We start from the raw sequence: 25031 nt of genomic DNA, 5'->3' as shown, positions 1-25031 counted from the left end.
CACGAAGCTGATTCAACGCCCTCCCGTCGATCATTTGCCCTGTCGCCCCGGCTCACAGTCCCTTGATCTTGATGAAGGGACCGATGCAATGAGTCAGCTTCTCTTCACTGCAGAGCAGAAACATCTTCCAGGAGGGGTCAAGGAAAATGTAGTTCGTTGCCTCATCTCCGACCGGAGTCGCCTCGCCGGTGCAATCCTTCTTGCCATTGCTTTTGACGACCTTGTCGTCCCACCGGAAGTAACCGTTGGCGCTGAAGCGGTCAGAAATCCTGAAGACGGATTCGGACTCTTCCTCTGCGCTGCTGACTCGCATGGTTCCGTCCTTGTGTATCCGATAGATCTCTTCGCAGGCCCCGCCCGGCAGCGTGAGCTTCCACTCTCCGATCAGAGGATGATCGTCGCGCAGAGGCTCGGCGAAACTCGCCGCGGGAGCCAGAAAGCTCAGCAGGAAAAGACCGACGCACAAATATTTCACGGAAGCTCCTTATGCTTGGCAGGATCGGCCCTCGAAGGAGAGCGCCGACATGGCTCCTCAATTCCACCATCGAAATGGCCGACTGAAAGGCGTGACGCACCACCACCTCGCAGCCAAAAGGATTGTCACCCGTCGACGCCCCCCCGCCAAGGACGAACGAATCGCCGCTATCGGGTCATCGGAAGTTCGAAAAGCCGCCAATATCGGCATCATTCGCTATCCGAACACGAGAAGCGATGCCATCCGCAACAGCGACTACGACGAGCTGATATCGATCATCCAGTCAAGGACCGGGCCGGAGTTCGGTCCCTATGAACAGCGCCCTTTCACCAAAAACATGTCGTCTATGCGCCTGAATACAGAAACGCAAAAAGGGATCTCATCAATCTGATCTGGAGCGACGCAGGCTGCCCACAAGTGCCGATCATCACCTACCGGGACACCTTGACCGCACTGCGCTTCCTCGCCACACCTCAACCAGGATTCTTCTTCAGCTCGATCTTTCCGCTGCGGATGGCTTCGATCAGCTTGTCGGTGTCCGCATCCCCCGGGTTGCTCCGCTTGTAGTCAGCGAGGCTTTTCAGTGCCAGCTCTTTTTCGCCGAGGGCCAGATGAGTCATCGCTATCGTGTAGGCGGCATCGCTGACGCCGGCCGACAGCGCTTTCTCCAGATAGGGCAGCGCTTCTCCGGGCTTGCCCGCGCCGGACAGGAAAGTCCCGTACATATAGTTGCCCCGGGGATCGGCGGGCTGGGCGGCGAGCAGCTTGCGGAACAGCGCGTCGGCCTTTTGCGCGGAGCCGGCGATCTCGAGGTTGTGCCCGATGCTGTTCAGATAGGCGGCGCGGACCAGGATGGCCGGGTTGGGATTCGGAACATTGGTCAGGATGTCCAGCATCCCCGAGACAGTCTTGACGTCCTGAATCGCTCTCTGCTTGTCCTGCGGAGAGTCGAACTGCGCCGGGTAATTCTTCGCATGAGCCGAGAGGTCATTGATGATCTGGTCGAGATAAGCACCGTTGAAGCTGAACTTCTTCCCCGAAGGCGTCTCGGTTGCGCCCATCAGACGCTTGGCGTCGTAATTCCCATACTCATTGGCACTCGCACTGGCTGCGAAAAGAAGAACAAAAACGGCGAATAGTGTTTTGCGAATCATCTCGTCACCCGACAAAGAACATCTGAAGGCCTGCACCCGGTTTTTCCGCTGACCGCTCCTCGCGGCCATAAAGATTGTCGTCCTTTACCGCCTCCCTGCCAAGGCTGCCTTAAGCAAAGGCTTCGCCCCTTCGCGCTCCTGGCTCACAGCCGTTTGCGCCGCCTGCTTCAATCTTCCACACCCGGGCCGCCTTTCTGCGCCTCCGCAAAGCCGGCTTCGCTTATATTTTTCGTCGCCAGCCCTCCTGCCCAGGCTGGCTCAGCCCCCCCACCGAACAACAGGACTCTGTGATGGCCCCGACGAAACCTTCGCTGCCGAGCCGCCTCGCGCTCGCGTTCAGCAGCTTCTTCACTATCCTTTCCCGGCCGGATTTTGCGGCCGCCGTCGCGCGCCTCGAAGCCGGCACGGAAAAACCCTCTCCCGCCCCGGCACCCGCCGAGCCCAAGGCCCAGGACAACTCCGCAGCCTTGCAGCTGCTCGGGCTTCTGCAGCGCGAGGCGCGCTTCATCGACTTCATCGCCGAGGACGTCGCGGCCTATTCCGATGCCGACATCGGCGCCGCCGCGCGCCTCGTCCACGAGGGCTGCAGACGGGTGCTGACCGAGCACTTCGAGCTCGCGCCGGTGCGCCCCGAGGCCGAGGGCAGCCGGATCACGCTCGCCGCCGGCTTCGATGCCGCGGCCATCCGCCTCACCGGCAATGTCGTCGGCGAGCCGCCCTTCGCCGGCAGCCTCGGCCACCGCGGCTGGCGCGTCACCGCGAGCCGCCTGCCCCGGCTCACCGGGAGCCACGATCCGTCCATCCTCGCCCAGGCGGAGGTCGAACTGTGAGCGAAGCCTCCCAAGCCCCTTACACGATCGGCATCGACCTGGGCACGACCCACTGCGCGCTGTCCTGGGTCGAGGTCTCGGCCAGCGACGACGAGAAGATCGCCCAGGGCGTGCTGAAGATCCCTCAGCTGACCGCCCCTGGCGCCGTCGAAGAGCAGGAGCTGCTGCCCTCCTTCCTCTACCAGCCCCATCCGAGCGAACTGGCGCCGGGAGACCTGAAGCTGCCCTGGGCATCGCATCAGGACTTCGCGGTCGGCGAGTTCGCGCGGCAGCGCGGCAGTGCAACGCCGATCCGTCTGGTCTCCAGCGCGAAGAGCTGGCTCTGCCATCCCGGCGTGGACCGTCGCTCCGCGCTGCTGCCCACCGACGCGCCGGCCGAAGTCGAGCGGATCTCGCCGCTCGCCGCCTCGACGCGCTATCTCGAACATCTGCGCTCGGCCTGGGACAGCGCCCACCCCGAAGCGCCACTCGCCGAGCAGGACGTCATCGTCACGATCCCGGCGTCCTTCGATCCGGCCGCGCGCGAGCTGAGCGCCGAGGCCGCCCGGGCCGCCGGATTCCAGCAGCTGACGCTGCTCGAAGAGCCCCAGGCGGCGCTCTACAGCTGGATCGCGCGCAGCGGCGGCGACTGGCGCAGGCAGGTCCGCCGCGGCGACGTGATCCTGGTCGTCGACATCGGTGGCGGCACGACCGACCTGTCCTTGATCGCGGTGCTCGAAAAGGAGGGTCAGCTCGAACTGCACCGGGTCGCGGTCGGCAACCACATCCTGCTCGGTGGCGACAACATGGATCTGGCGCTCGCTTTTGGCGTCGCCGGGAAACTCGCCGCCCAGGGCAAACCGCTCGATCCGTGGCAGACCCGCGCGCTCGCCCACGCCTGCCGGGGTGCCAAGGAAGCGCTGCTCACTGACGAGTCGCTCGCAGCCGTGCCCATCGTCGTGCCGAGCCGGGGTTCGAAACTGATCGCGGGTTCGCTGCGCACCGAGCTCACGCGCGACGAGATCACGAAGAGCCTGCTCGAAGGCTTCTTCCCGCACGCGACCGTCTCGGATCAACCGGCGAGCCGCGCGCGCTCCGGACTGACCCAGCTGGGTCTGCCCTATGCCCAGGATGCCGCGATCACGCGGCACATCGCCGCCTTCCTGACCCGCCAGAGCGGCGCAACCGCGGAGCTCGAAGGCTTCGCCCAGACGGGCGGCAGCTTCCTGCATCCGACCGCGATCCTGTTCAATGGCGGCGTGCTCAAATCCGCGCTGCTCGCCGAACGCGTGCAGACCCTCCTCGACGGCTGGCTCGCCAGTGAAGGCGCGGCACCGGCCCGGCTGCTCCGCGGCGCCGACCTCGATCTCGCGGTCGCACGCGGCGCCGCCTATTTCGGCTACATGAAGCGGGGCAAGGGAGTCCGCATCCACGGCGGCACGGCCCAGGCCTATTACATCGCGGTGGAATCGGCGATGCCGGCGATCCCCGGCCTGGCCGCACCGATCCAGGCCCTGTGCCTGGCCCCGTTCGGGATGGAGGAAGGCAGCGAAGCCGCTCTGCCCGAACAGGAATTCGGACTCGTCGTCGGCGAAGAAGTGCATTTCCGCTTCTTCGGCTCTTCGGTGCGGCGCCAGGACAAGGTCGGCACCCTGCTCGATTTCTGGTCACCGGATGAGCTGCAGGAGCTCGAAGAAATAACGCTGAGCCTGCCCGCCCAGGGCCGCCAGGCCGGCGAGATCGTCCGCGTCAGGCTGCACGCGCGCATAACCGAGGCCGGAACATTGGAACTCGAAGCCCTGGCCCACGACGGTTCGGACCGCTGGAGCGTCCAGTTCGATGTGCGCGGCGAGAGCCAGACCCGGGCTTGAGCGTGGCCGCACGCTACACGGTCGGCATCGACCTCGGCACCAGCAACACCGTCGTCGCCTATGCGGCGGCGGGCTCGGACGAGATCGCGCTGCTGCCTATCGAGCAGCTCATCGCCGCGGGTGAGATCGCGGCGCTGCCGCTGCTCCCCTCGGTCCGCTATCAGGCGGCGGAGGGTGAACTCGAAGCCGGGGACCTGAATCAGCCCTGGTCCGTCTCGAAGACCGCCGTGCTCGGCCGCTACGCGCGCGATCTCGGCGCGCGGATTCCGGGAAGGCTGGTGGTCAGCGCGAAGAGCTGGCTCTCCCACCCCGGCGTCGACCGCGGCGCGGCCATCCTTCCCTGGGGCGCACCCGATGGGGTCGAGAAGATCTCGCCGGTCGAAGCGAGCGCGGGCACCCTCGCCCACGTCCACGCGGTCTGGAACGCCCGTTTCCCCGATGCCCCGCTGGAAGATCAGCAGCTTCTGCTGACGGTGCCCGCCTCCTTCGACGAAGGGGCGCGGGCGCTGACGCTGGAAGCCGCGCAACTGGCCGGACTGCCGTCCCCGCACCTGATCGAGGAAGCCCAGGCCGCTTTCCACGACTGGCTGTTCCGCCACCGGGAGCATCTCGATCAGGAACTCGCGGGCGCGCGCCTCTTGCTGGTCTGCGACGTCGGCGGCGGCACGACCGACCTGACGCTGATCCGGGTCGAAGCGGGAGACGAAGGCCCCAGGCTGACCCGGATCGGCGTCGGCGACCACCTGATGCTGGGCGGCGACAACATGGACATCGCGCTCGCCCATCTGGCCGAGCGCAAGCTGGGCGAGGATGCGCCGCTGCCCGCCGCGCGCTTCTCGCTGCTGGTGCAGCGCTGCCGCGTCGCGAAGGAGGCGCTGCTCGCGGCGGATGCCCCCGAGCGGATCACGGTCACGCTGCTCGGCTCGGGCTCGGCGCTGATCGGCGGCGCGCGCTCGGTCGAGCTCGAACGCAGCGAAGTCGAACAGCTGATCGTCGACGGCTTCCTGCCCCGGGTCGCAGCGACCGAGCGCGCCGTGAAACGCCGCTCGGGAATCCTCGAGTTCGGTCTGCCCTACCCGGCCGACCCGGCCATCACCCGCCACCTGGCCAGCTTTCTCGCCCGCCACGCCGGGGTCGCGCGCGAGGCGCAGGGCAGCGAAGCGCCCCCTTTCCCCGACACGCTGCTGCTCAACGGCGGAGTGTTCCGCGCCGAGGCTCTGGCCCAGCGGCTCGCCGAAGTTCTGTCGGACTGGCGGGCAGGCCCGGTCCGCGTGCTGCACAACACCGACCCCGATGTCGCGGTCGCACGCGGCGCGGTCGCCCATGCGCTCGCGCGCAGCTCGGCGGGGCCGGTCATCGGCGGAGGGGCGGCGCGCAGCTATTTCCTGATCCTCGACGAGGGGGGGCGCGAACGCGGCCTCTGCCTGTTGCCGCACGGGACCGAGGAAGGGCAAGAGGTCACGCTCAGCGGACAGCGCTTTTCGCTTCGCCTGGGCCAGGCGGTGCGCTTTCACCTGGCCTCGTCGACCGCGGACACGCGCTGGAGTCCCGGAGAGCTGGTCGAGATCGCCGAGGACTTCGTCCGCCTGCCAACGCTGACGGCTGTGCTGCCCCGGCCGGGCGGCTCGCGCCCGGTCGATGCCGTCGTCCTGCTCAGCGCGGTCATGACCGAAGTCGGCACCCTCGAAGTCGCCTGCGTCGGCGCGGACGATCCGCAGCGGCGCTGGCTTCTTGCGTTCGCGCTGCGCGGCGAAGCCCCGGATGAGGCCCCGCGCCACCCACGCCTCGCTGACGCGCTCGCGCTGATCGCCCGGGTTTTCGGCGAACAGGCGAAGCCGGTCGAGCCGCGCGAAGTGCGCCAGCTCAGAAGCGCGCTGGAGCGTCCGCTCGGCAACTGTGAGGATTGGGACCTGCCGCTGTTGCGCGCGCTGTTCGACGCGCTGTGGGCCGGCGCGCGCCGCCGGCGCCGCTCCGCCGAGCACGAGCGCGTCTGGCTGAACCTGGCCGGCTACTGCCTGCGCCCGGGCTTCGGCGCGCCGCTCGACGAATGGCGGATAGCGCAGCTATGGGAGATTTTCGAGCCGGGCCTGCAGTACGTCGGCGAGAGCCAGAACCGCATCCAGTGGTGGACGCTGTGGCGACGCGTCGCAGGTGGGCTTTCCGAGGACCAGCAGATGCGGATCATGGAAGTGCTGGTCGAGCGGCTGGAGCCCGAATCGGGAAAGCGCGGCGCTGACCCCGTCGATGAGCCGATCCGGCTCGCCGCGACGCTGGAGCGACTGCCCGTGCCGGGCCGGATCCAGATTGGCGAATTCCTGCTCGACCGCTTGAGCAAACCCGCCGAGAAGCCGGGCACCTGGTGGGCGCTGGGCCGGGTCGGCTCGCGCGTGTCCTTCTACGGCAGCGCGCAGAACGTGGTGCCGCCCGAAGTCGCGTCCCGCTGGCTCGACGCGGTCCTCGCCCAGAACTGGCGAGCCGTAGAACCCGCAGCCTTCGCGGCAAGCCAGATCGCGCGCGTCAGCGGCGATCGCTCGCGCGACCTCGCGCCCGAGCGGCGCGACGAAGTGATCCGCCGCCTCACCGCGATCAAGGCGCCGCCGGCCTGGATAACCATGGTCCGCGAAGCGGTCGAGCTCGATGAGGCCGACCGCAAGCGCAGCTTCGGCGAAGGCCTGCCGCCGGGGCTCAGGCTGATCCGAACAAGGACCTAGCTGCTAGGCTCAGTGTTTCGCCCTCCGCCCGGTATCGATGCAGTGGTAGCTCTTCTGCGACCAGTAGACGAAGCGCAGGATCCGCTTCTCGTCGTCGGGATAGAGGAAGTCGCGCGGATTCGGGTTGTCGCCCTTCGTGATCTTCCACTGCTCGCCGTCGCGCTCAAGGATGACCCGGCCGGCGTCGAAGACGAGTTTCGCCGGCAGCGCGGCGCAGGCATCGAGCGGCACGGGCGCCGACGCCTCCGTGCTCGCGGGGGCCGAGGCCTGGGCGCTCTCCCCCTCGGCCAGCGCCGTCGTCGATGCGCCCAACAGTGCCGCGATCAGGATGAGGTTTTTCATTGGATCTCCTTTGCGTCGCGGCACAGGCCGCGGCTCACTGCAGAGTCACTTTCGTCAGGTTGTCGTCCGAATTGCGGTCTATCCGCTTGTTGTACGGATCGACACCGACATGGGTAGGCAGCTTGTCGAGCACGAAGGTCACGGTCGTCGTGCCGCTCGCGAGGCGCTTCTTTTCGATATGCAGCACGCTCGCGGCCGTGAAGCCCTTCTTGCCCGGCTCGGCGGTGAAAGCGCCCAGTTCGAAGTCCTCGGCGAGCGGCGACTCGGTCTCGCGCCCCTTGCCGTCGGCGTAGAGCTTGCGCCCCTTGACCGTGAAACGCACCCGATACTTGCCGTCCTTCTGGCGGGTTGCCGTCGCATTCGTTGCGCTCATGTCGTAGAGCGTGATCTTCTCGAAGAGGTCGGTGATCGTCTGCTGCTGATCGGGCTTAGCTTCCTCGCGGAGAATCCGGACGAAGTCGCTGGAGGACGGATAGGGCGCGGGCTTGAACGCATAGAGCTTCAGCATCCTGCGCAGCGCCCGATCGACGGTCTCTTCGCCGAGCGCTTCGCGCGCCCACCACATCACCAGAGAACCCTTCTGGTAGTGGATGTATTGCTGGTTCTCGACGCGAACGATGGGCAGCTCTTCGATCACTTCACCGCCGCGCGCGCGCAGATAGCCGTCCAGCTCGTACTTGAGGAACTTGCGCATCATCGGCGCGCCGTACATCTTCTCCATGACCAGCATCGCGCCGTACTGGGCGAAGCTCTCGGAGAGCAACGTCGAGCCCTGCTTGTCGGCACCGATGATCTGGTGCGCCCACCACTGGTGCGCGAGCTCGTGTGCGGTCACATAGGTCGCCAGGTCGACCTTCTCCGGGTCCGTGCTGGGCTTCTGGACGAAACCGATCGCCTCCGAGAAGGGCACGGTGTTCGCAAAACTCTGCGCAAAGCTCGCATAGGACGGGAACTCGAGGATGCGCGCCTGACGGAACTGGTAGGGCGAGAAGCGCTCGCTGAACAGCCCCAGCGAAGTGCGCATCGCGCCGAGGATCCGGTCGACGTTCATCTCGTGACCGGGGTTGTAATAGACCGACAGCTCGACCGGCTTGCCGTTCGCGTTGGTCCAGATCGCCCTCTTCTCCGCGTAGCGGGCCGACTGCAGCGAGAAGAAGTGGTGAATCGGCGCATCGGTGCGCGTGTGCAGCGTCCGCCGCCCGCCCTGGGCCGAGTCGCTGACGGTGTAACCGGGCGCAACCGGAGTCTGGTCGGCGTCGGTCGTCAGGGTGATGTCGGCATTGACCCAGTCGCTGTCATGGCGCAGGTAGTGGTGGGCGTTCGCGGATTGATCCTCGAGTTTGGCCATCCTCAGCTCGGGAGGCAGACCGTACTTCCTGCGCTTGCTGCGGTCCTGGAGCAGACCGCTGCGGTCCATGCCAATGGACGGCGTGATCGCGGTATTGTCGAGAAAGGAGCCATTCGCGACGATGCGGGTCAGTGGCTCGCCGTTCGGGAAGCCCTTCTCTTCGAGCAGCGTCGCGAACCCGATTGCGCGCTTCTCGCCCACCTGCATCGGCTTGGCCAGACGGTAGATCCGGTAGTGGAAAGCCGGGAATTCCTTGACCAGCGTCGCATCGGCGAGCTCAAGAGACTGCAGCTTCAATGCCTCGTCCCAGCGGATATGGATCTCGGAGAGCGGCTTGCCGGTCCGGTTCTCGATCGCGTAGCGGCCGCGGGTCAGCGCACGCGTCTCGCGCGGATAGAGCTGGACCTCCAGCTTCACGTCGGTGATCGTCGGCTGGGGCAGCTTCTCGAAAGGCAGCAGCGCCTTCTCGTAGTCGGCCATCGCCTTCTCGTGCTCCGGAGTCGTCACATAGCGGTTCAGCACGTTCGTGTTCCAGAAGATGAAGACGCCGCAGCCGGCCCAGACCACAGTCGCCGCGCCGAGAATCCACGCGGGACGGCCCTTGAGGCGGCGGCCCAGCTTTCCGAGCCGGGGCTTCAGCGCGTCCTGCGCACCGTGCCGCCACAGCCCGTAGCCGAGCACCGACAGCATCAGCGCGAAGGCGAGCCAGTAGACCTGGAACCAGGCCCGGGCGATCCAGAAGCGGCCCAGACCGTTCATGTCCGACAGCGGCACCGAAGGCCAGGCCGCGTAGTTGTACAGGTTGTGCTCGTAACCCATCATGTTCAGCGACACCGTCGCGACCAGATAGACCAGCATCACGGCCCAGCCGAGCGCCTTGTGCGGGACCAGGACCTGGATGAAGAGCGAGAGCGCGGCGAGCAGCACCGCCGTCACCAGCCCAGGCACGAAGAACCACAGCGCATAGGCTTCGAGCTCGAAGTGCGTATAGCCGTGGATCAGCTGAAAGACGATGCCGGTCGCGCAGGCCGCGGCGAAGCAGGAGGCCAGAACCAGAGTGATCGCGACGAACTTCGGGAGCAGATGGGCCCAGTCGGGCGCCGCGGTCGCATCGACGATCTCGTGGATGCGCCGCTGACGGTCGCGCCAGACCAGCTCACCCGCGTAGAAGATCGCGATGATGATCGAGAACATCGAGAACGAGCCTTGCAGCGCGTCGATCACGGAGCGGGTGACCGGGAGGAACTCGGTGCCGCGCCGCTCGACGATGCCGGTCAGCCCGCCGTAGGAGTTGAGCACGCCGAGCGCAAGCAGCACGAAGAAGGCCGGGCTCTTGAACACGCTGGCCATGTCGAAGCGCGACAGCGCGAGGAGCTGCCGCCAGGCCGTCGCGGCCCCGAAGCGCGGAGAGGCCAGAGGCTTCAGGGCCGGAGCCTGTTCCGCCTTGCCCGGCTTCGCGCTCTTCGCACGCCGGCTCTGGCTGTCGAAACGGAAGCCGAAGTAGGTGACCACCAGCATCGCGAGCGCGATGCCGCTCCAGATCAGCCGGTTCGCGAGCATCAAGCCGGTCAGCGCCGGCATCTGCGTGTTGCGCTCAGCGGCGGTCCAGTACTTCGTCGCCTGACCGAAGGCGCCGAGCCCGAACGGATCGGACAAGGCGCTGATCGTGTCGTACTGTGGATCGCGCATCAGGGTCCGCGAGACGATGTAGAGCACCAGCGCGGCAACCGCGCCGACATAGGTCCACATCATCGAACGGGTCGCGGTCGCCAGCGCGAAGAACATCGCGCCGACCACGAGCAGGGTCGGCAGGCCAAAGACGAAGACCGCGTAGAGGTAATGGCTCGCGACGAAAGGCCCGATCTTCGCGGGATCGAGCCAGGGCATCGCACTGCCGATCAGTATCGCCAGCGGCACGCTGGTCATGACCAGGAAGGCAACGAGGAGCGCGCCGACGAAGCGCCCGGCCAGATAGTCGAACTTGCCGACCCGGGTCGAGCGCAGGATCGGTGCAAAGCCGGTCTCGTCGTCGCGGACGATCACATTCGCGACGAAGGCGACGACGACGAAGATCGCGAACACGTTCATGATCCCCAACGTCTGCAGCATCGCGAACGGCGAGTTGATGTTGACGTTGCCCCGCGAGCCGATCTGGATCTGATCTATCGTGACCGAACCGAACACGAGCAGGAAGAACAGCGCGAAGGCGATGAAGAAGAGCGGCGAGCGCAGCTGAAGACGCGCCTCGAAGGCGGCGATGCGAGCGAACATGGCGGCCCCCGCTTCAGGCCGCGACGCGGCGTTCGTGCGACAGAGTCGCGAAGTACAGATCCTCGAGCGCCGGCTCGACCGCCCGGAAGCCCTCTTCGGGAGAGGCGGAGGCAACGACATTGATCAGCGTCTCGCCGCCGCGCAGCCGCGACGAGATCACCTCGAAGCGTTCGCGGTAGTCGGCCAGCGCGTCCTTGCGGATCGATTTCTGCCAGATCCGGCCGGCGAGGCTCTCCATCAGCTCGGCAGGGCTGCCGGTCGCGATGATGCGACCCGCATTGATGATCGCCATCCTCGGACACAGGTCCGCGACATCCTCGACGATGTGCGTCGACAGGATCACGACGACGTTCTCGCCGATCTCGGCGAGCAGGTTGTTGAAGCGATTGCGCTCCTCGGGATCGAGGCCCGCGGTCGGCTCATCGACGATGATCAGGCGGGGTTGGCCGATCAGCGCCTGGGCGATGCCGAAGCGCTGGCGCATGCCGCCCGAGAAACCGGCGACCGCCTTCTTGCGCACGTCCCACAGGTTCACCTGGGCAAGCAGCGTCTCGACCGTATCGCGCCGTTCGCCGCGCCCGGCGATGCCCTTGAGCACCGCGAGATGATCGAGCAGATCATAGGCCGATACGCGCGGATAGACACCGAAGTCCTGGGGCAGATAGCCCAGCGTCGCGCGCAGCTTCTCCGGTTCGCGGATCACATCGATATCGCCGAACTGGATGCAGCCCGAAGCCGGAGTCTGCAAGGTCGCGATGCAGCGCATCAAACTGGACTTGCCGGCGCCGTTGGGCCCCAGCAGGCCGAACATGCCCTTCGGAACCTCCAGCGCGACATCGTCGAGCGCCCGGGTTCCGTTCGGATAGACGTGGGTGACACCAGTGAGTTTCAGCACGGCAAAGACCTCGGCAGATGAAGGCCCGGCGATTCGCCCGGCCCCAGGGGAAGAGAGACGAAACGGTCTTGCAAGAAACAGGCCCAACCCGCTTCGCGGCACGATGCCATGAAGGCTAGCACCACCTCGACGGCGGAGTTTGTCGGGAATGTATCGGCTCCGTCCTTCGAGAGGGAAGCACGCTGCTCAGGGAGCCAGGCTGCCGCCTTCAAGCCAGTGCTGCACGCGGGAGACCAGAGCGCGCGTCTGGGCCTCGTCCTGGGGCGGCGGCAGGAAGATGTCCGGCATCACGCCGGCCGCATCGACCGGCATGTCGGGCAGGCGCTCGGAGCGCGAAGTCGCATAGCGCAGCACACGGCGCCCCGAAGGCAGCGCGTGCGGGCGCAGGTTCGAGTAGTCCAGTGCGCCATGGCTGCGCTGGCCGATCAGCTTCACATTGAAGCTCTGCCTGAGTTTGAGCAGAAACTCCTCGCAGGAACTGACGCAGCCGCGATCGACCAGCACCGCGACCCGCTGCGCGCGCGGATACGGATGCGGCGATGGCGCGAGGAACTTCACCTTCGGCCCGTCCTCCTGCGTGACGAAGGTGCCGGAAGCCCGCCCAGCCATGCGTTCGAGCGCCGCCGTCATGAAGCGCTGGCACACCAGATCGTCGGGACCTCTATCGCAGACGCGGCGCTGCGCTTCGGTGTTCGCGGGCGTCACCAGCCAGCTGTCCGCCACTTCGACGGTTTCGTTGCCGATGATCCAGGGCAGGAGGTCGTCATAGCTCCAGTCCGAGCCGCCATCGTTGCCGCGCACATCGATGATCCAGTTCGGCGTGCTCGCGAGGCGCTTCGCGTTCTGATTCAGCAGCTGGATCAAGGGATCGCGGTTGGCGGGATCGAAGCTCGGCAAGCGAATCGCCACGGTCTGCGTGGAGAGAAAACTCAGCTCAGGCTTTTCTGCGGGCACCTGTCCGCTCTTGCGCGCAGGGTCCGTCGAATTGAGCACCAGATGCCCAAAGCGCCAGTTGCGCAGATAGCCCCGCAGCAATTTCTCGCACGAGGCATCCGATTCGACGCCGGCGAGTTCCGCGCGCGCCTGGGCCAGGGCCGCATCGAAGAACGCGGCACCGCGCTCCTGATAGCGATCGCGCCCACCGGCATCGTTCTCCAGCATGAATCCCGGCAAATCCTGCAGATCCTTCGCACAGGCTTCGCGCATCGTCTCGGCCCGCACCGGCAGACTCGCCGAGATCACCAGCATCAACAAGTAAACACTTCTGCACATCATCGTCCCCTTCCGCATCGCCGGAGATGCCTATGACGGCGCACAGGATCGCGCGCGCCCCACGGGACATCTTGGACACCGAAACATGCTAAGGCCGTTTCTTTAGCTTGCCAAAGCTGCACGCTTTATAAGCACCATTCAGAGATGGAGATAGCCGAAGACCCGGGGCTCTCCTGGCGGATGCGGCGGGAAATCCTGCGCCCACCTCCACGGAAAAGGGCTGGCGTCAGCCTTGTCCGGCTCGGCACCGAGTTGGGGCGAGAGCACAAAGAACGGCTCGGTCGGCACGCCTTTCGCAAGCAGCAACCATTCGGAGCACGCCATCATCAACGCCTTCGGCGTCCGTAGATCAGCCGTCAGTCGGACTATCGCAGGTCAAAAATGGTGGAATGCAAGACTTGCCCCCCGGGCTTTCAAAGCCGCCTTGCCGCAAGGAACCCTGTCCACGTTCCAGGCATGTCCTCGCCATTCGAGCGTGATCCGGTCCGGTCGCGTCTCGCCGTTCTCGTCCCGGCACTCCCAGCTCACCTGCGCCCGCGTCTCGGACAACCACTGGACATTCCTCGGCGTCGAATCAGGATCCCGGCACTCGCCGAGCTTTTTGGGCAGGAGAACAATCTTCTGCTTTCCCGACTCACCTTTCTTCGGAATCCTCGTCATCTGGATCGCACCAGAACAATCGCCCATTTCCCCGCGAAGGTTCAGCACCCACTGCCGATCAGGAGAAATGCCGTTGGGCAGGAGCTGACCCAACGACACCACGGCCCCGCTCTCGCCGTCGATCAGCTCAAGGCCTCTCCATTCCCAACCCTGGGTTTCGACAAAATGAAACCCGGTCCCGGCGTCGTAGCCAAGGTAGTGATGGAAGTGGTATTTGACGCTGTTGATATTCTCGACCGGGCTGTTCTTGAATTTTCTGGCTCCGTGTGCAAACTTGACCGTCAGCACCTTGCCCGACCAGGAGTAGTTTTTCTTGTCGACTTTCAGTGACAGTCCGGCCAGCTCCTGGCTCTCCTCCGCGCGCTCATCCTGCCCTGTATCCACATCGGCATCTGCCGCCAGAGCGCCGCGCAACGCAAGAAAAAGAACGGCGCAGAGCGCACTGCGGAGAAGGCCTTTATTCATTTAACAGCATCCGGATCGAAGGATTGAAGGATGAGGCATGGAGTCTTGCTCGCGTCCATTTTGTGCCTGAGTTCGGGACAAGTCACGCCCAATTCCGATCCGCGCAACACCAGCCTTCGCCTTCGACGTCCTCTGCCGTCAACCAGACATTCCCAGAAATGATCGAATGCAAGACGGTATCTGACTCCATTGGATCACGTTTTCGGGAGTTTTCCGATTAAGTAGCCGATTGCACCAGACGCGATGGCAATCACGATATTTGTGATGACGGGTTTAAGAAACCAGTCCTTCCAGGAAGGATAGATTTTTAACCTTTCAGACAGTACTGAAAGGGCACAATCAACTTTTGAAATATTTGCATTTGGCTCACTGAGTTCTCGGCGAACCTCCACTAGATACCTTTGACTTTCCTTCAGTTGATTAACTGTCAGATCAGGGTCATGAACACCACTCACCGCCAGATCAATTTTTGATTGCGCGAACTTCTGTTTGTATTCCTCGTTATTCATGAGCCATTCCTTGAGATCGAAACGCCTAACATAGAACCAACCTGCGCTGAGCGGCTTTATCGCGCAGCGTCCAGAAATTGAAAGGCTCAAAATTGAGCGCCATGTTTTCTTTTAAGATTCAGACTTCATTGATGTGTAAAATTACCACAAGCCGAATCGGTCAATGATCCCGCGTGCACAAAACGACGTGCCTTATGAGCTCAGACTAAGGCATAGGAATGAACGTGGAGCCAGCCGATCTAACCACAACCTTAACCCCTCCATCGAGACCGGAAATCATCAGGAGGTAATGATGCCGGAAGCTCCCAAGTTGTATAGCACCAATTGAAATCTCGGTGGTTGGCGGCAGAGGATAGCTAGTAGTGAGCACTCGACCATCGCCCCGGAGCTCATCAAGAGCTGCGGTCAGACAAGAGAGAACGTCACTCATCGAACGGCTGGACACGCTTTCATAAACTATTGGGCTGTTGCGTACCTCCTGAACGGGTACGCCAACACAAGCGGAGAGTACGCACAAAGATACGATGCAGAAAGTTTCAGTCAGGTGGCGAGGCATCATGTTTTTGTTGGCTTACGTTAGAATTCACCGGCCTGCGCTATTCTTTGCTCAGGTTCAGCGAGATGATGGGCTGGGCTGCTGGATCACTACCAGATTCAAACAATTCAGCCTCTACGAAATCCGGGGCAAGTCATACCGCCAGTTGGGCAATCCCGGAGCAGAAATGATTGACTGCAAGACTTGACCCCAATGGTTTTACCAGCCAGGCAATCCCGAAAGAAAAATGATGGAATGCAAGACTTGACCCCATTGGTTTATGCGCCGATGATATGCAGCAAAACTGATCCCCATAACACGTTAGCCGTTATTTATGTCCAATACCCGCTCTACGCCAGTTAACCCTCTCCGTGCAGCTTGGCTTTGTGCGTTGCTCCTTTTTGCTCCAGAACGATTTCGAGCCGTGGAGGAGGCCGACAATCAAAAGCTAAAAGCCAGTTCGTCCAATGCGGAACCTCCCTGCCGAATCAGTACGGTTCGACATGCCTTTTTTTATTCAGCTCTACTAGTTTTCCTGTCAGGTGCTTTTGGTTTTCTCTCAGGTGTCGCTATTGGCGCATCGGCTTGTGCGGCGCCAAAGCTTATTGTTTGGCTTCAGGTTGTCGGCTCCTGTCTTTTACTTTGGGGCACCTTGTTCGTCCGAGGGTGGGACATTCAAACCTACGGGGGCGTCACTCTCACTGAGCGTGTCAATCAGTGGCTTTATCGCGCCCTTTATTGTTTTGGCACAGCTGTTCTTGTGTATTCATTGGCATGGCCGCAATGTTCAGCGTAACAGCTAATCTTTCGGTCAAGAGGGACGCTCCGCCGGCAAGCCGGCTACGCGCCCCTTACCTCCAACGTTGAGCCTCATGAGCCGCTATCTTGACACGCTTCCGCATCCGTGGTCTCGGAATGATATTGAGACCGCCATATTCAATAATTTTTCCGATGCGATTGCAGCAATCGAAGAAACACAGGGAGGCAGCCTGTGGAGAGCGTTACAAGATCTTGAAGACTCGCTTTGGATTTTCAATACTAGCATAACGGACCTTCTCGATGAGATTTGCCTCTTCGGTGACCGCAGCAAGAATCCAAGCTTCTGGCATCAAGCCAATGCGAATGAAGCAGAAGGTCACACACGAGCGGTAAAGAAGAAACTGTTCCATTGCACGTCGGCTCTCATGGCTCTAGTCGACCATGCACGCAACTTTCAACGCAAGACGCCGATTACCGGATACAGCGATCGGCTAAAGGAAACCTTTTCGTCACCCGGGTTGCACGATTTCCTCCAATGCCTGAGAAACTACAACACGCACTGGCGTGTCGCGCAGGCCAATTGGGTGATCCAAACCGAGGCTAAGTCGAAAACGCATCAGGCGAGATTCAGAGTTACGAAAAGCGAGTTGCTGCAATGGGATGGCTGGACCTCAGGCGCACGCCAATATATTGACGGCGGCTCGGAAGAGATTGACGTCTATGAGCTCTTTTCCGAGTATCGGAAACATGTGCAACGTTTCTATGCGTGGCATAAAGGCGCAGTCTTGGACGCGTATGCTGGCGTTCTTCATCCTTACTTCGAGTACAAACGCCTATACGAAGGACTACAGAAGAAGCACACGTGGAATTTGATAATTTCCCACGCGCCAAAATCCGTCAATCCGTACCAATACCTGGATCAGCATCTTCCCCGACATCAGCTTGAAAGGCTTCTTGCATACGAGCACCGGAGCGACGCTCAAGTGAAGGCGCTGCTCCAAATGGTTGGCATGGAAGACTTCTGCGACAAAGCCATGTACAAAAAACTAACCGCGCTCTTTCGTTCAACGACATGAGGCCCAACCCATCATTCGAGCGGACCTCGCGCAAAAAGTCGTGAGAGGGAACCCGACGGACAGGTCTTGCTTTCAATCATTTTGATCTAACTCAAGCCCAACCGTACGCAGCGCGCCGCTTGTTTGCAATCCATCTAGGCAGCAGGGTCATTCCCTTGCCGATAACGGACTGGCTAGCAGTCATGGTTAGGCGGTCGGATCGTCCAAGACGAAAGGAAGTCGACATTTTTGACGGTTTCTCCCGTGCTCTTGAGCGTATAGACTGCCTCGGGATCTGCCGTTTCAAGCTCGCCATCGAAGGGAATTGAAAATTCCTCACCTTTGTCAGACCGTAGAAACCACAGCGTATTCTCGGAGAGCCGTGTGATAGGACCGTATAGCTGGAGTTGACTATCAACGTTTCCGTCATAATCAAGGTACGTAAGCCCAACCAAAATGCGCTTACCGAAGATCGTCTCAGATTCTTCAGTCATCTGTTTTCTAACGTCAAAAGTAACAGGCACTGGAGCGCAGCGGACGGAACCAAGCTGCGCAGCTGTTTGGTGTCAGACTGATTGCACGATCAGGCAAGCTCGACATATGCGACTTCGGCATCAACGCAGGAGAATCGCCCGAACAAACCGTATGCAGAAACGATACTAACCGTCATTACCTTTCCCTGTTCGAAAATTAGTTCATCGACCACGTTTTCATTGCATAGATCATTGAGTTTGAGTTCGGTTACCCCATGGAACCGCAACGCAATATGAGCGCTCTTTCTTTGGCTGGCATCAATGTAGAAGAGTGTCAGCTCAACGCTTCCTGGCAAGGCATAGCTAACAGATTCAATGCGTGCATCACAAAACTCTGGCCAGTAGCCGAAGTGGTTCGTCACTGCGTTTGAGTTTTTCAGCATTTACGGACACCTAACGCCAATTCTCAGTTAAGGCGATGATTGTTGGCCTATTTATCAAAATGACGCCCCCGGCACGCCCCCGCCTAAAAGGGTTTGATGGCCCTTACTGCCGCCATGATGACGAATACCCCTCCCGATAACAAGGCCATCGCCGCATCGGGTCGATCAGGCCCGTAAGCCATCATCCTGTTCCTCGCCCACACCCCCCGCCCTGCCCCCTCCCCCGCTGGGGGAGGGTTGGGGAGAGGGCGTCTCTCATCGCAGCGACAGATCGACCTGCAGCGCGCTGGCGCCGGCCTTGTCCGGCTCGGCGCCGAGTTTGGGCGAGAGCACGAAGAGCTGCTCGGGCGGCACGCCCTTTTCGAGCAGCGCGTTCTTGACGATGGACGCCCGGCCCTGGGCCAACGCGCGCACTTCCGCCTCCTTGACCGGCGCATGCGCAATCAGCAGCCTCTCCATCTCGGCGACCGGCAGGCTCTTCGCGAGGCCGAGCAGATTGCGCGGCTTGCCTTCGAACTTCTCGCCCTTATAGACGCGCTCCAAGAGCTCCGGATACTCGTTGGCCGAGATCGTGATCTCGTCGATGGAGCCGCCCGATTCGCCCTCCTTGGCCATCAGCCTGAGCTTCTCGGTCCGGAGTTTACGCTGCAGGCTTTCGCGGCGCAGGCCGTCCAGATCGACCTTAGGATCAGCGCGGCCGGTCAGTTCGAGCGCCAGCGCCGGTCGGTCGAGCAGTGCCTTCGCGACCGTCTCGACCCGCTTGAGCGCTTCCGGCCCCAGGCGCTGGGTGCCGGCCGCGAAAGGCACGCTGGAGAGCTCGGCATCGCCGTCCTCTCCGGACAGGAAGGAGAAAGGCGCAGTGACGATCTTCGCGAAGAAGTTGCCGATCATCTTCCAGATGATGCCGCCGACCGAGAACTGAGGGTCGTCGAGCGTCCCCGAGACGGGCAGATTGACATCGATCTCGCCGCGGCGGTTCTTCAGCAGCGACAGCGCAAACTTGACCGGCAACTTGGTCGCATCGGGGCTATCCACCTTGTCGCCGAGGGTCAGCTGATCGAGGAAGACCCGGTTCCGGGCCGTCAGCTTGCGATCGACGATCTGGTAGCCCAGATCCATCGAGAGCTTGCCCTTCTCGATGCCGTAGCCGACGTACTTGCCGGAATAGGCGGACAGCGCGCTCATCTCGTAGCCCTTGACGCTCGCCTTCAGATCCAGGTAGCGATCATTGCGGAAGGGGGCGAGTTCACCGTCGATCGCGAGCGGCGCGCTGCCATCGACAGAGCCGGTCAGCTGCAGCTTCGCGATCTCGCGCGTGTCGCTGGCAAGCCCGCTCAGCGTGCCCTGGACGCCGAGCAGATTCGCGTCGAAGTTCGGTTTGACGAAGCGGTCGCTATAGCGGATGTCGGCTCCGGAGAGGCGGATCCGACCGATGCGGATCGGCGGCAGGACCGGGGCCGGAGCGACCGTCACGCCAGGCTTGGCGCTCGCCGACAGCGCGCCGGGCGCAGCCTTGACGGGCGGCGCAACCAGAGCTTCGCCATCCTGCTCGCGCGTGACTTCGCGCAGGTTCAGCCGTCCCTGGGAATCGAGGATCAGCCGGGTCTGCAGGCCGCTGAGAACGACATCGCCGACCGCGAGCGAAGTCGGGTTCAGCTTCGCATCGATACGGCTCAGCGCGAACTGGCGCCAGCGCACGAAGTCGGTGTCGTTGATCAGATCGATCGATGCGAAATCGGACACGCCCAGCTGGCCCTTGTAGCTCACCTTGGGCTTGCCGACGCGGGAGAGGTCGATGGCGAGATCGCCGTGCGCGTCGAGCCGGGCCCGGGTCACCGAAATTTCATCGTAGCGCTCGGTCGCCTGCGCGATCAGCGGCACGATATCGAGGCGTTTGCCATCGACCGCGAAGCGCGCGACGAGCGGCTGGGGCGTCAGCTTGCCTTGCAGCGCGAGCTGGCCGCCCTTGTTCCAGCCCGTCTTCAGCGCGATGTCCATCGGCGCGTGGCCATCGCTGACGAAATCCCTGACTGTCAGGGCCAGCGGATGGAGCGCGAGCTTCAGAGCCGGCTTGCGGCTCTGGTCCTCCATGCGCAGCGAACCCGCCTCGACCGAGGCCTCGCCGAGCGCGAAACGCCAGGGCGCAGCCGATGCCTTCTTCGCCGAAGCCTTGCCCGCCTTGTCCGTTTTGTCTGCCGGCAGCAGCGAGGCGAGGTCGATCTCGCCACGCGCGTTGCGCTTCACCGAAAGGCTGGGCGAGACGAGCTTGAGCGAACCGAGCCTGACGCTTCGCTGCGCCGAATCGGCACTGAGCGAAGCGAGCTCGATGCTGTCCGCAGAGAAGAAGGCTGCCTTGTCGGCGCGGCGCCTGAGTTCGGGCGACTCGATGCTGAGACGCGCATCGTCGAGCGCGAAGTCGAAACCATCCGCGCCCGTCGCGATCTTCAGCGGCAGGCTGGCCGAGACTTTGCCGCCCTCGACGAGCAGCTCGGGCAGGACGCGATTCAGATAGCCCGCGGCACGGGAAGGCTGGATGTCCTTGAGTTCGATCTTGCCCCGCCAGGCGAAGGGGGCCATCGTGAAGCGCGCTTCGGCGCGCGCGGCCTCGCCCTGGTCGCCGCCGAGCGCGAGCTTGAGCGTAGCCGGCTTCGCGGGGTCGCAGGACAGGCCCTTGAGCTCGGCGTCGAGCACCGAGAGCGTCGCCGCGAAGGCCGGGCTGACGCTGCCGTCGGCCAGGTGCAGGCTCACCGCCGCAAGACGGATCTGCTCCACCTTCCAGCTCCAGACGGGATCCTTGTCCTTCTTCTCCGCTTTCGCCGCCGGTTTGCGTTCGCCCGCGAAGCCGGCGAGGCTGGCCTCGATCTCGTCCTGCAAGCGCACGCGCCCCTGGTCGTCGCGCGCGACATCCAGATCCGCCCTCTCAAGCGCAACGCTGTTGATCAAGGCCTTGTGCGCGGCCGGGTCGAACTCCTTCAGATCGAGCGCGAAGCGACCAAAACCCGCCAGGGGCTCGCCATCCCGCCCGACGAGCTTCCAGTCCAGCGCCTCGATTCGCCCCGACAGCTGCAAAGCGGCCGGCTGGCCGGGCGCTCGATGGAAGCGCAGCGCGAGGTCGGTGGCGAGCTTGCCCTCGACCAGCGAAATCGCGGGTTTGAAGGGCAGATAGCCGACGAGCGGCTTCAGATCGACCGGCGCGAGCCGGATCGCCAGCGCCGCTTCCGGCACCGCGAGAAAAGGTCGGGCGTTGCCGCCCAGCGCGAAAGCCGCACCATCGATCCGGGCAGACAGCTCGGGCTGGACGAAGACCGCGATGTCGGTCGGGATGCTCGACAGCACCGGGATGCCGATCCGCAGCGCCTCGACCTTGTGGCTCTGCGCCAGAGGCTTGTCGTCGAAAGCGATGAAGCCGTCGACCAGCTCGAAGTTGTGGAGCGCGAAACGGGTCGACGCCCCCGAAGAGGGCTTGGCTCTGAGCCTGTCGACGATGTCGCTGAAGTTGTAGCGGTTGTCGGCGAGCCTGACGAGATTGAGACGAGGCCTCTCCAGCTTCAAGGCCGGGATGATCACGGCGCGGCGCCACAGCGAGGACAGCGAGAGGCGCACGCGCAGGCTCGCAACTTCGAGCAGCGGCGCCTCCTTGCCCCGTCCGTCGACCCGCAAGCCTTCGAGCGATGCGCTCAAGGTCAGCGGGTTGAAGCCCAGGCGCTCGACATGGACGGTGCGCCCCAGCTCTTCGCCGAGCGAACGTTCGACGGTCCCGCGCAGCGCGGCGGGCAGAATCCAGGCCAGCACCACCAGAGATGCGAAGACCGCCGCGATCGTGGCCAGGCCCCAGCGAACGGGTGGCCTCGCCACGACACGGCGCCAATCAGCTTTTTCGCTCACGATAGACTCCTCTTCCGGACTCGTTCCCGCTACAGGCAGGATCTGAGCCCTTCAGCCAACTGGCGGCCGATCAGCGCCGCCGCATATTTCGCCTCGACCTGAACGCGTCCGGTACGACCGAGCGCGCGGGCGCGGTCGCGATCGCGCAGCAGCGTCACCAGAGCCTCGGCCCAGGCCGCCGGGGTCGCCGCAGCGAGCGCCCCGCCGCCGGCGATCACTTCGGCGTTCATGCCCCATGGGGACGCGACCGCCGGCACCGCGCAGGCGAGATAGGTCAACATCTTGAAACTGCACTTGCCACGCGTCCAGGGCGTATCCGGCATCGGCATCACTCCGACGCAGCCCCCCCGCACCGCGGCAACCTCGCCCTCGGCGGACCAGGGCACGAATTCGAGCTTGTCCGCGGCAAGCTTCGCGAAGCGGGGAGGCGCGTTGCAGACCACACGCAGCCGCGCCTCGGGAACGGCTTCGAAAACGGCGGACAAAGCGTCTTCGAGCTCATACAGATAGGGTAGTCCGCCGGCGCTCCCCGACCAGACGATCACCGGCCTCGCCTCGGACTCGCCGGGCGTCCAGCGCCCGGTATCGACTCCGGTCGGCAGCACGGTGACCGGCGCCAGCGCCGAGAAATGTTCGGCGATATAGGCATTGCCGCACAGCACGAGGCGGCAGCGCGCAGCGAGTTTGTCGACGGCGCCCCGCCTCTGGGTCAGCCAGATCGCATCATCGACATCGAGCACAGCGGGAACCCGGCACAGACGCTCGGGCGCGTAGAGCGTCGAGACCATCTCGCGCTGGAACAGCACCAGGTCGGCCTCATTGCCTTTGAGCGCCGCCAGGCTGCGCTCGGCGAGCGTCGCGGCGAGCCAGGGCAGACGCCCCAGACCGCGTGTCCGCGGATAGCTGCCGAAGCGCGCAGCCGACTCGCTCAGCGCGATGCCCGCCGCTTCGAGCTGGGGCAGGTACTGGCGAACCCGGAAGCGCGCGGACGGAACGCTCGAACCCTGGGTGAAGGCGCGGAGTTTCAAAGCCTTCATGCCCTCCCCTTCCCCAGCCGGCTCAGTACGAGATCGCGCGCGCCGGCGAGATTCGCAAGCAGCGCCACCCCGGCATAGACAAGGGCGCCGACCGCAACGCGAAGCCCAAGGGCCAGCCAGCCGCCTTCGGGCAGCAGCGCCAGCGCCGCGGCCATCGCGGCCAGCGCGAGCGTCAGCGCCAGCACATCGCGCCGCGGCAGGCCGAGCTTGAGCACGCCGCGCCCGGCGGCGAAGCTCATCAGACAGCCCACGCCCTGGACCAGCGCCGCGACGCGGGCCGCGCCGAGGATGCCGTAGCGCGGCGCCGCCCACAGGTTCAGCGCGACCGACAGCAGCGCGCTGGCGCCGACGATCAGACCCAGAGTCTTCATCCTCTGGGTCAGGTTCAACTGCACGTCGATGACATAGCAGCGCAGCCCGGCGAGCAGCGCGGCCAGCGCAAACCACGGCATCACGCTCGCCGCGTCGCGGCGGAAAGCGCCGCCCAGCAGGGCCTGGGACAGATCCGGCGCGACCAGCACGAAGCCGAGCGCGGCGGGCAGCATCACGGCCGCGGTCAGCTGCAGATAGCGCGCGAACATCGGCCCGACTTCGCCGCGATCCCTCTCCCAGGCCGCGATCAGGCGCGGAAACCAGGCGAGGTGAAAGGCGCTGAACAAGAGTCCCATCCCTTGCAGGGCCAGATCGCCGGCCGCGCTGTAGGCGCCCAGCTCGGCGGCCGGGACATGGGCGGCGAGGATCAGCCGGTCACTCCACTGCAGCAGGAAACCGGTCGCCAGCGCAACGCCGGTCGGCAGCGCGTAGTCGCGCACCGCGGCGAGTTCGCGCAGCGAGAAGCGCCCACGCCAGACGCTCTTCCACGCATCGGGCGCGCTGATCGCGCAGGCAGCGAGATAGCTCGCGACCATCGCGCCGACGACGCCCCAGACGCCGCAGCCGAGCTTTAACGCCGCGACGCCCAGGCCCAGCGCCAACACCGACTTGAGGATGTAGAGCCGGCCGTAGCGGCGGGCCTGCAAGGTCGAGGACAGGAACTGCGCCGAGAAGTCGAAAAAGCCCTGGGTCAGACCCAGCAGCAGCGCCGCGAACGCGATCCCGGCCGGCAGCCAGACCGGCGCGATCCATTCGAGCAGCGCGGCCAGAGGCAGAGCAGGCAGCGCCGCGATCAGCATCGCGCGGCCCAGAGTCGCCGGCAGCGACTCGAAACCGGGCCGGGGCAGAAAGCGCGCGAGGCTCGCGTTCAGAGGCTGGATCAGCACGCCGGCGATGAAGGCGCTGACCGTGACCGCCAGAGCCCAGTGGGCATAGGCGGCGGGACCGAGCAGGCGCGCGAACAGCGACACGGTCACGACCGCCAGCGCGCCGGAGGCGCCGCGCGTGACGAAATAGGCGAGGCTCGCGCGAACGCTCATCCGCGCGGAATCCTGCGGAGCCGGTAGGTCAACTCATAGCACGGGATCAGATAACAGAGGTTCTCCTCCCAGAACTCCTGGACGAAGGTGCAGAGGTTCAACGCCCGGCCGATCGCGCGCTTGATCAGCCCGCGCACCGGGAAAGGCGAGTTGAAACCCAGATGGACGGCTTCGAGCGCGAGCGCAGGCTCCCGGCCATAGAGGGGCACTTTGCGGCGCAGCAGGTCGTCGGTCGCGAAATAGCTCATCGAATACAGGCCGAAGAACCGGCTATGGGTTGGATCGGAATAGAAATACGGGTTCGAGAAATGCGGCACGGTCGCGATCATCTCGCCGCCGGGCACCAGCACACGTTCGATCTCGTCGATCAGCCGCCCAAGATCGGCGACGTGTTCGAGAAAGTGCGAGGAGCGACAGCTGCGGACCGAGGCGTCAGGCAGCGCGGCCAGCGCCTCGAAGATGTCGCCGACCAGATCGACGCACGGAAAATCCAGCACATCGACGCCGATCGCCCCGGGATCGAGCTTGCTCGGGCCACAGCCCAGTTCGATCACGATCGGGTTTTCGGGGCAGACCCGGTTCAGGACACCGCTTTTATCGAGAATCGCCATGGGGGATCTTCTGCTCGCAGGGAACACGGGGCGAGTATA

19 protein-coding genes are annotated in these 25031 nt (G+C 63.9%); 5 read left to right on the top strand and 14 right to left on the bottom strand.

The annotated features are described in order from the left end of the window. Window positions 1-52: 52 nt before the first annotated feature. The gene (locus tag ACHFB9_RS03850; protein ID WP_417069661.1) at window positions 53-475 is read right to left on the bottom strand and encodes a hypothetical protein; all 423 of its coding nucleotides are present in this window, start codon (window positions 473-475) and stop codon (window positions 53-55) included. Window positions 476-524: 49 nt separating this feature from the next. On the opposite strand from ACHFB9_RS03850, the gene ACHFB9_RS03845 reads away from it, so the two are divergent. Then, complete coding sequence (locus ACHFB9_RS03845; protein ID WP_417069660.1) at window positions 525-866, top strand: hypothetical protein; 342 nt, start codon at window positions 525-527, stop codon at window positions 864-866. Window positions 867-948: 82 nt separating this feature from the next. On the opposite strand, the gene ACHFB9_RS03840 is transcribed toward ACHFB9_RS03845, so the two are convergent. Further along, window positions 949-1536 carry a tetratricopeptide repeat protein gene (locus ACHFB9_RS03840; protein ID WP_417069659.1) on the bottom strand — a complete coding sequence of 196 codons (588 nt, stop codon included), beginning with the start codon at window positions 1534-1536 and terminating at the stop codon, window positions 949-951. Between the two features lie 383 nt (window positions 1537-1919). Between ACHFB9_RS03840 and ACHFB9_RS03835 the strand changes: the two genes are divergently transcribed. The 3 genes from ACHFB9_RS03835 to ACHFB9_RS03825 are packed head-to-tail and all read left to right on the top strand — an operon-like array spanning window position 1920 to window position 7020. Beyond that, the gene (locus ACHFB9_RS03835) at window positions 1920-2459 is read left to right on the top strand and encodes a DUF2760 domain-containing protein (protein ID WP_417069658.1); all 540 of its coding nucleotides are present in this window, start codon (window positions 1920-1922) and stop codon (window positions 2457-2459) included. Then, window positions 2456-4309, top strand: coding sequence for an Hsp70 family protein (locus ACHFB9_RS03830; protein WP_417069657.1), 1854 nt, complete (start codon window positions 2456-2458; stop codon window positions 4307-4309). Before ACHFB9_RS03835 ends, ACHFB9_RS03830 begins: the two co-directional genes overlap by 4 nt. 2 nt (window positions 4310-4311) lie before the next feature. Beyond that, window positions 4312-7020, top strand: a complete 2709-nt coding sequence (locus ACHFB9_RS03825; RefSeq protein ID WP_417071327.1) for an Hsp70 family protein — start codon at window positions 4312-4314, stop codon at window positions 7018-7020. Window positions 7021-7029: 9 nt separating this feature from the next. On the opposite strand, the gene ACHFB9_RS03820 is transcribed toward ACHFB9_RS03825, so the two are convergent. The 7 genes from ACHFB9_RS03820 to ACHFB9_RS03790 form a co-directional block, all read right to left on the bottom strand. Continuing rightward, a complete protein-coding gene (locus tag ACHFB9_RS03820; protein WP_417069656.1) occupies window positions 7030-7362 on the bottom strand; it encodes a hypothetical protein in 333 nt (110 codons plus the stop codon). Between the two features lie 34 nt (window positions 7363-7396). Then, window positions 7397-10981, bottom strand: a complete 3585-nt coding sequence (locus ACHFB9_RS03815) for a M1 family aminopeptidase (RefSeq protein WP_417069655.1) — start codon at window positions 10979-10981, stop codon at window positions 7397-7399. Between the two features lie 13 nt (window positions 10982-10994). Continuing rightward, entirely contained in the window at window positions 10995-11876 is an 882-nt protein-coding gene (locus ACHFB9_RS03810) for an ABC transporter ATP-binding protein (RefSeq protein WP_417069654.1), read from the bottom strand. Window positions 11877-12062: 186 nt separating this feature from the next. Next, the gene (locus tag ACHFB9_RS03805; RefSeq protein ID WP_417069653.1) at window positions 12063-13148 is read right to left on the bottom strand and encodes a S41 family peptidase; all 1086 of its coding nucleotides are present in this window, start codon (window positions 13146-13148) and stop codon (window positions 12063-12065) included. A gap of 138 nt (window positions 13149-13286) precedes the next feature. Beyond that, window positions 13287-13472 carry a hypothetical protein gene (locus tag ACHFB9_RS03800; protein ID WP_417069652.1) on the bottom strand — a complete coding sequence of 62 codons (186 nt, stop codon included), beginning with the start codon at window positions 13470-13472 and terminating at the stop codon, window positions 13287-13289. Window positions 13473-13523: 51 nt separating this feature from the next. After that, window positions 13524-14273, bottom strand: coding sequence for a hypothetical protein (locus tag ACHFB9_RS03795; protein WP_417069651.1), 750 nt, complete (start codon window positions 14271-14273; stop codon window positions 13524-13526). Window positions 14274-14467: 194 nt separating this feature from the next. Further along, window positions 14468-14782: a hypothetical protein gene (locus tag ACHFB9_RS03790; protein WP_417069650.1), complete on the bottom strand. Its 315-nt coding sequence runs from the start codon at window positions 14780-14782 to the stop codon at window positions 14468-14470. A 1407-nt stretch (window positions 14783-16189) separates the two neighbouring features. Here ACHFB9_RS03790 and ACHFB9_RS03785 point away from each other — a divergent pair. After that, window positions 16190-17152: a hypothetical protein gene (locus ACHFB9_RS03785; RefSeq protein ID WP_417069649.1), complete on the top strand. Its 963-nt coding sequence runs from the start codon at window positions 16190-16192 to the stop codon at window positions 17150-17152. A gap of 562 nt (window positions 17153-17714) precedes the next feature. On the opposite strand, the gene ACHFB9_RS03780 is transcribed toward ACHFB9_RS03785, so the two are convergent. From ACHFB9_RS03780 to ACHFB9_RS03760, 5 genes are all read right to left on the bottom strand, one after another. Beyond that, window positions 17715-18047 carry an Imm50 family immunity protein gene (locus ACHFB9_RS03780; RefSeq protein ID WP_417069648.1) on the bottom strand — a complete coding sequence of 111 codons (333 nt, stop codon included), beginning with the start codon at window positions 18045-18047 and terminating at the stop codon, window positions 17715-17717. A gap of 255 nt (window positions 18048-18302) precedes the next feature. Beyond that, window positions 18303-21932 (bottom strand): DUF748 domain-containing protein, encoded by a 3630-nt coding sequence (locus ACHFB9_RS03775; RefSeq protein WP_417069647.1) that lies wholly within the window; start codon window positions 21930-21932, stop codon window positions 18303-18305. A 29-nt stretch (window positions 21933-21961) separates the two neighbouring features. Continuing rightward, a complete protein-coding gene (locus tag ACHFB9_RS03770) occupies window positions 21962-22969 on the bottom strand; it encodes a glycosyltransferase (RefSeq protein ID WP_417069646.1) in 1008 nt (335 codons plus the stop codon). Further along, the gene (locus tag ACHFB9_RS03765) at window positions 22966-24381 is read right to left on the bottom strand and encodes an oligosaccharide flippase family protein (protein WP_417069645.1); all 1416 of its coding nucleotides are present in this window, start codon (window positions 24379-24381) and stop codon (window positions 22966-22968) included. The genes ACHFB9_RS03770 and ACHFB9_RS03765 overlap by 4 nt, the downstream gene beginning before the upstream one ends. After that, window positions 24378-24992: a methyltransferase domain-containing protein gene (locus tag ACHFB9_RS03760; RefSeq protein ID WP_417069644.1), complete on the bottom strand. Its 615-nt coding sequence runs from the start codon at window positions 24990-24992 to the stop codon at window positions 24378-24380. Before ACHFB9_RS03760 ends, ACHFB9_RS03765 begins: the two co-directional genes overlap by 4 nt. Window positions 24993-25031: the final 39 nt, after the last annotated feature.

It is taken from the genome of Niveibacterium terrae (genome assembly GCF_048213115.1).
GTDB lineage: Bacteria > Pseudomonadota > Gammaproteobacteria > Burkholderiales > Rhodocyclaceae > Niveibacterium > Niveibacterium terrae.
This window is presented reverse-complemented; position numbering and strand designations above follow the sequence as displayed.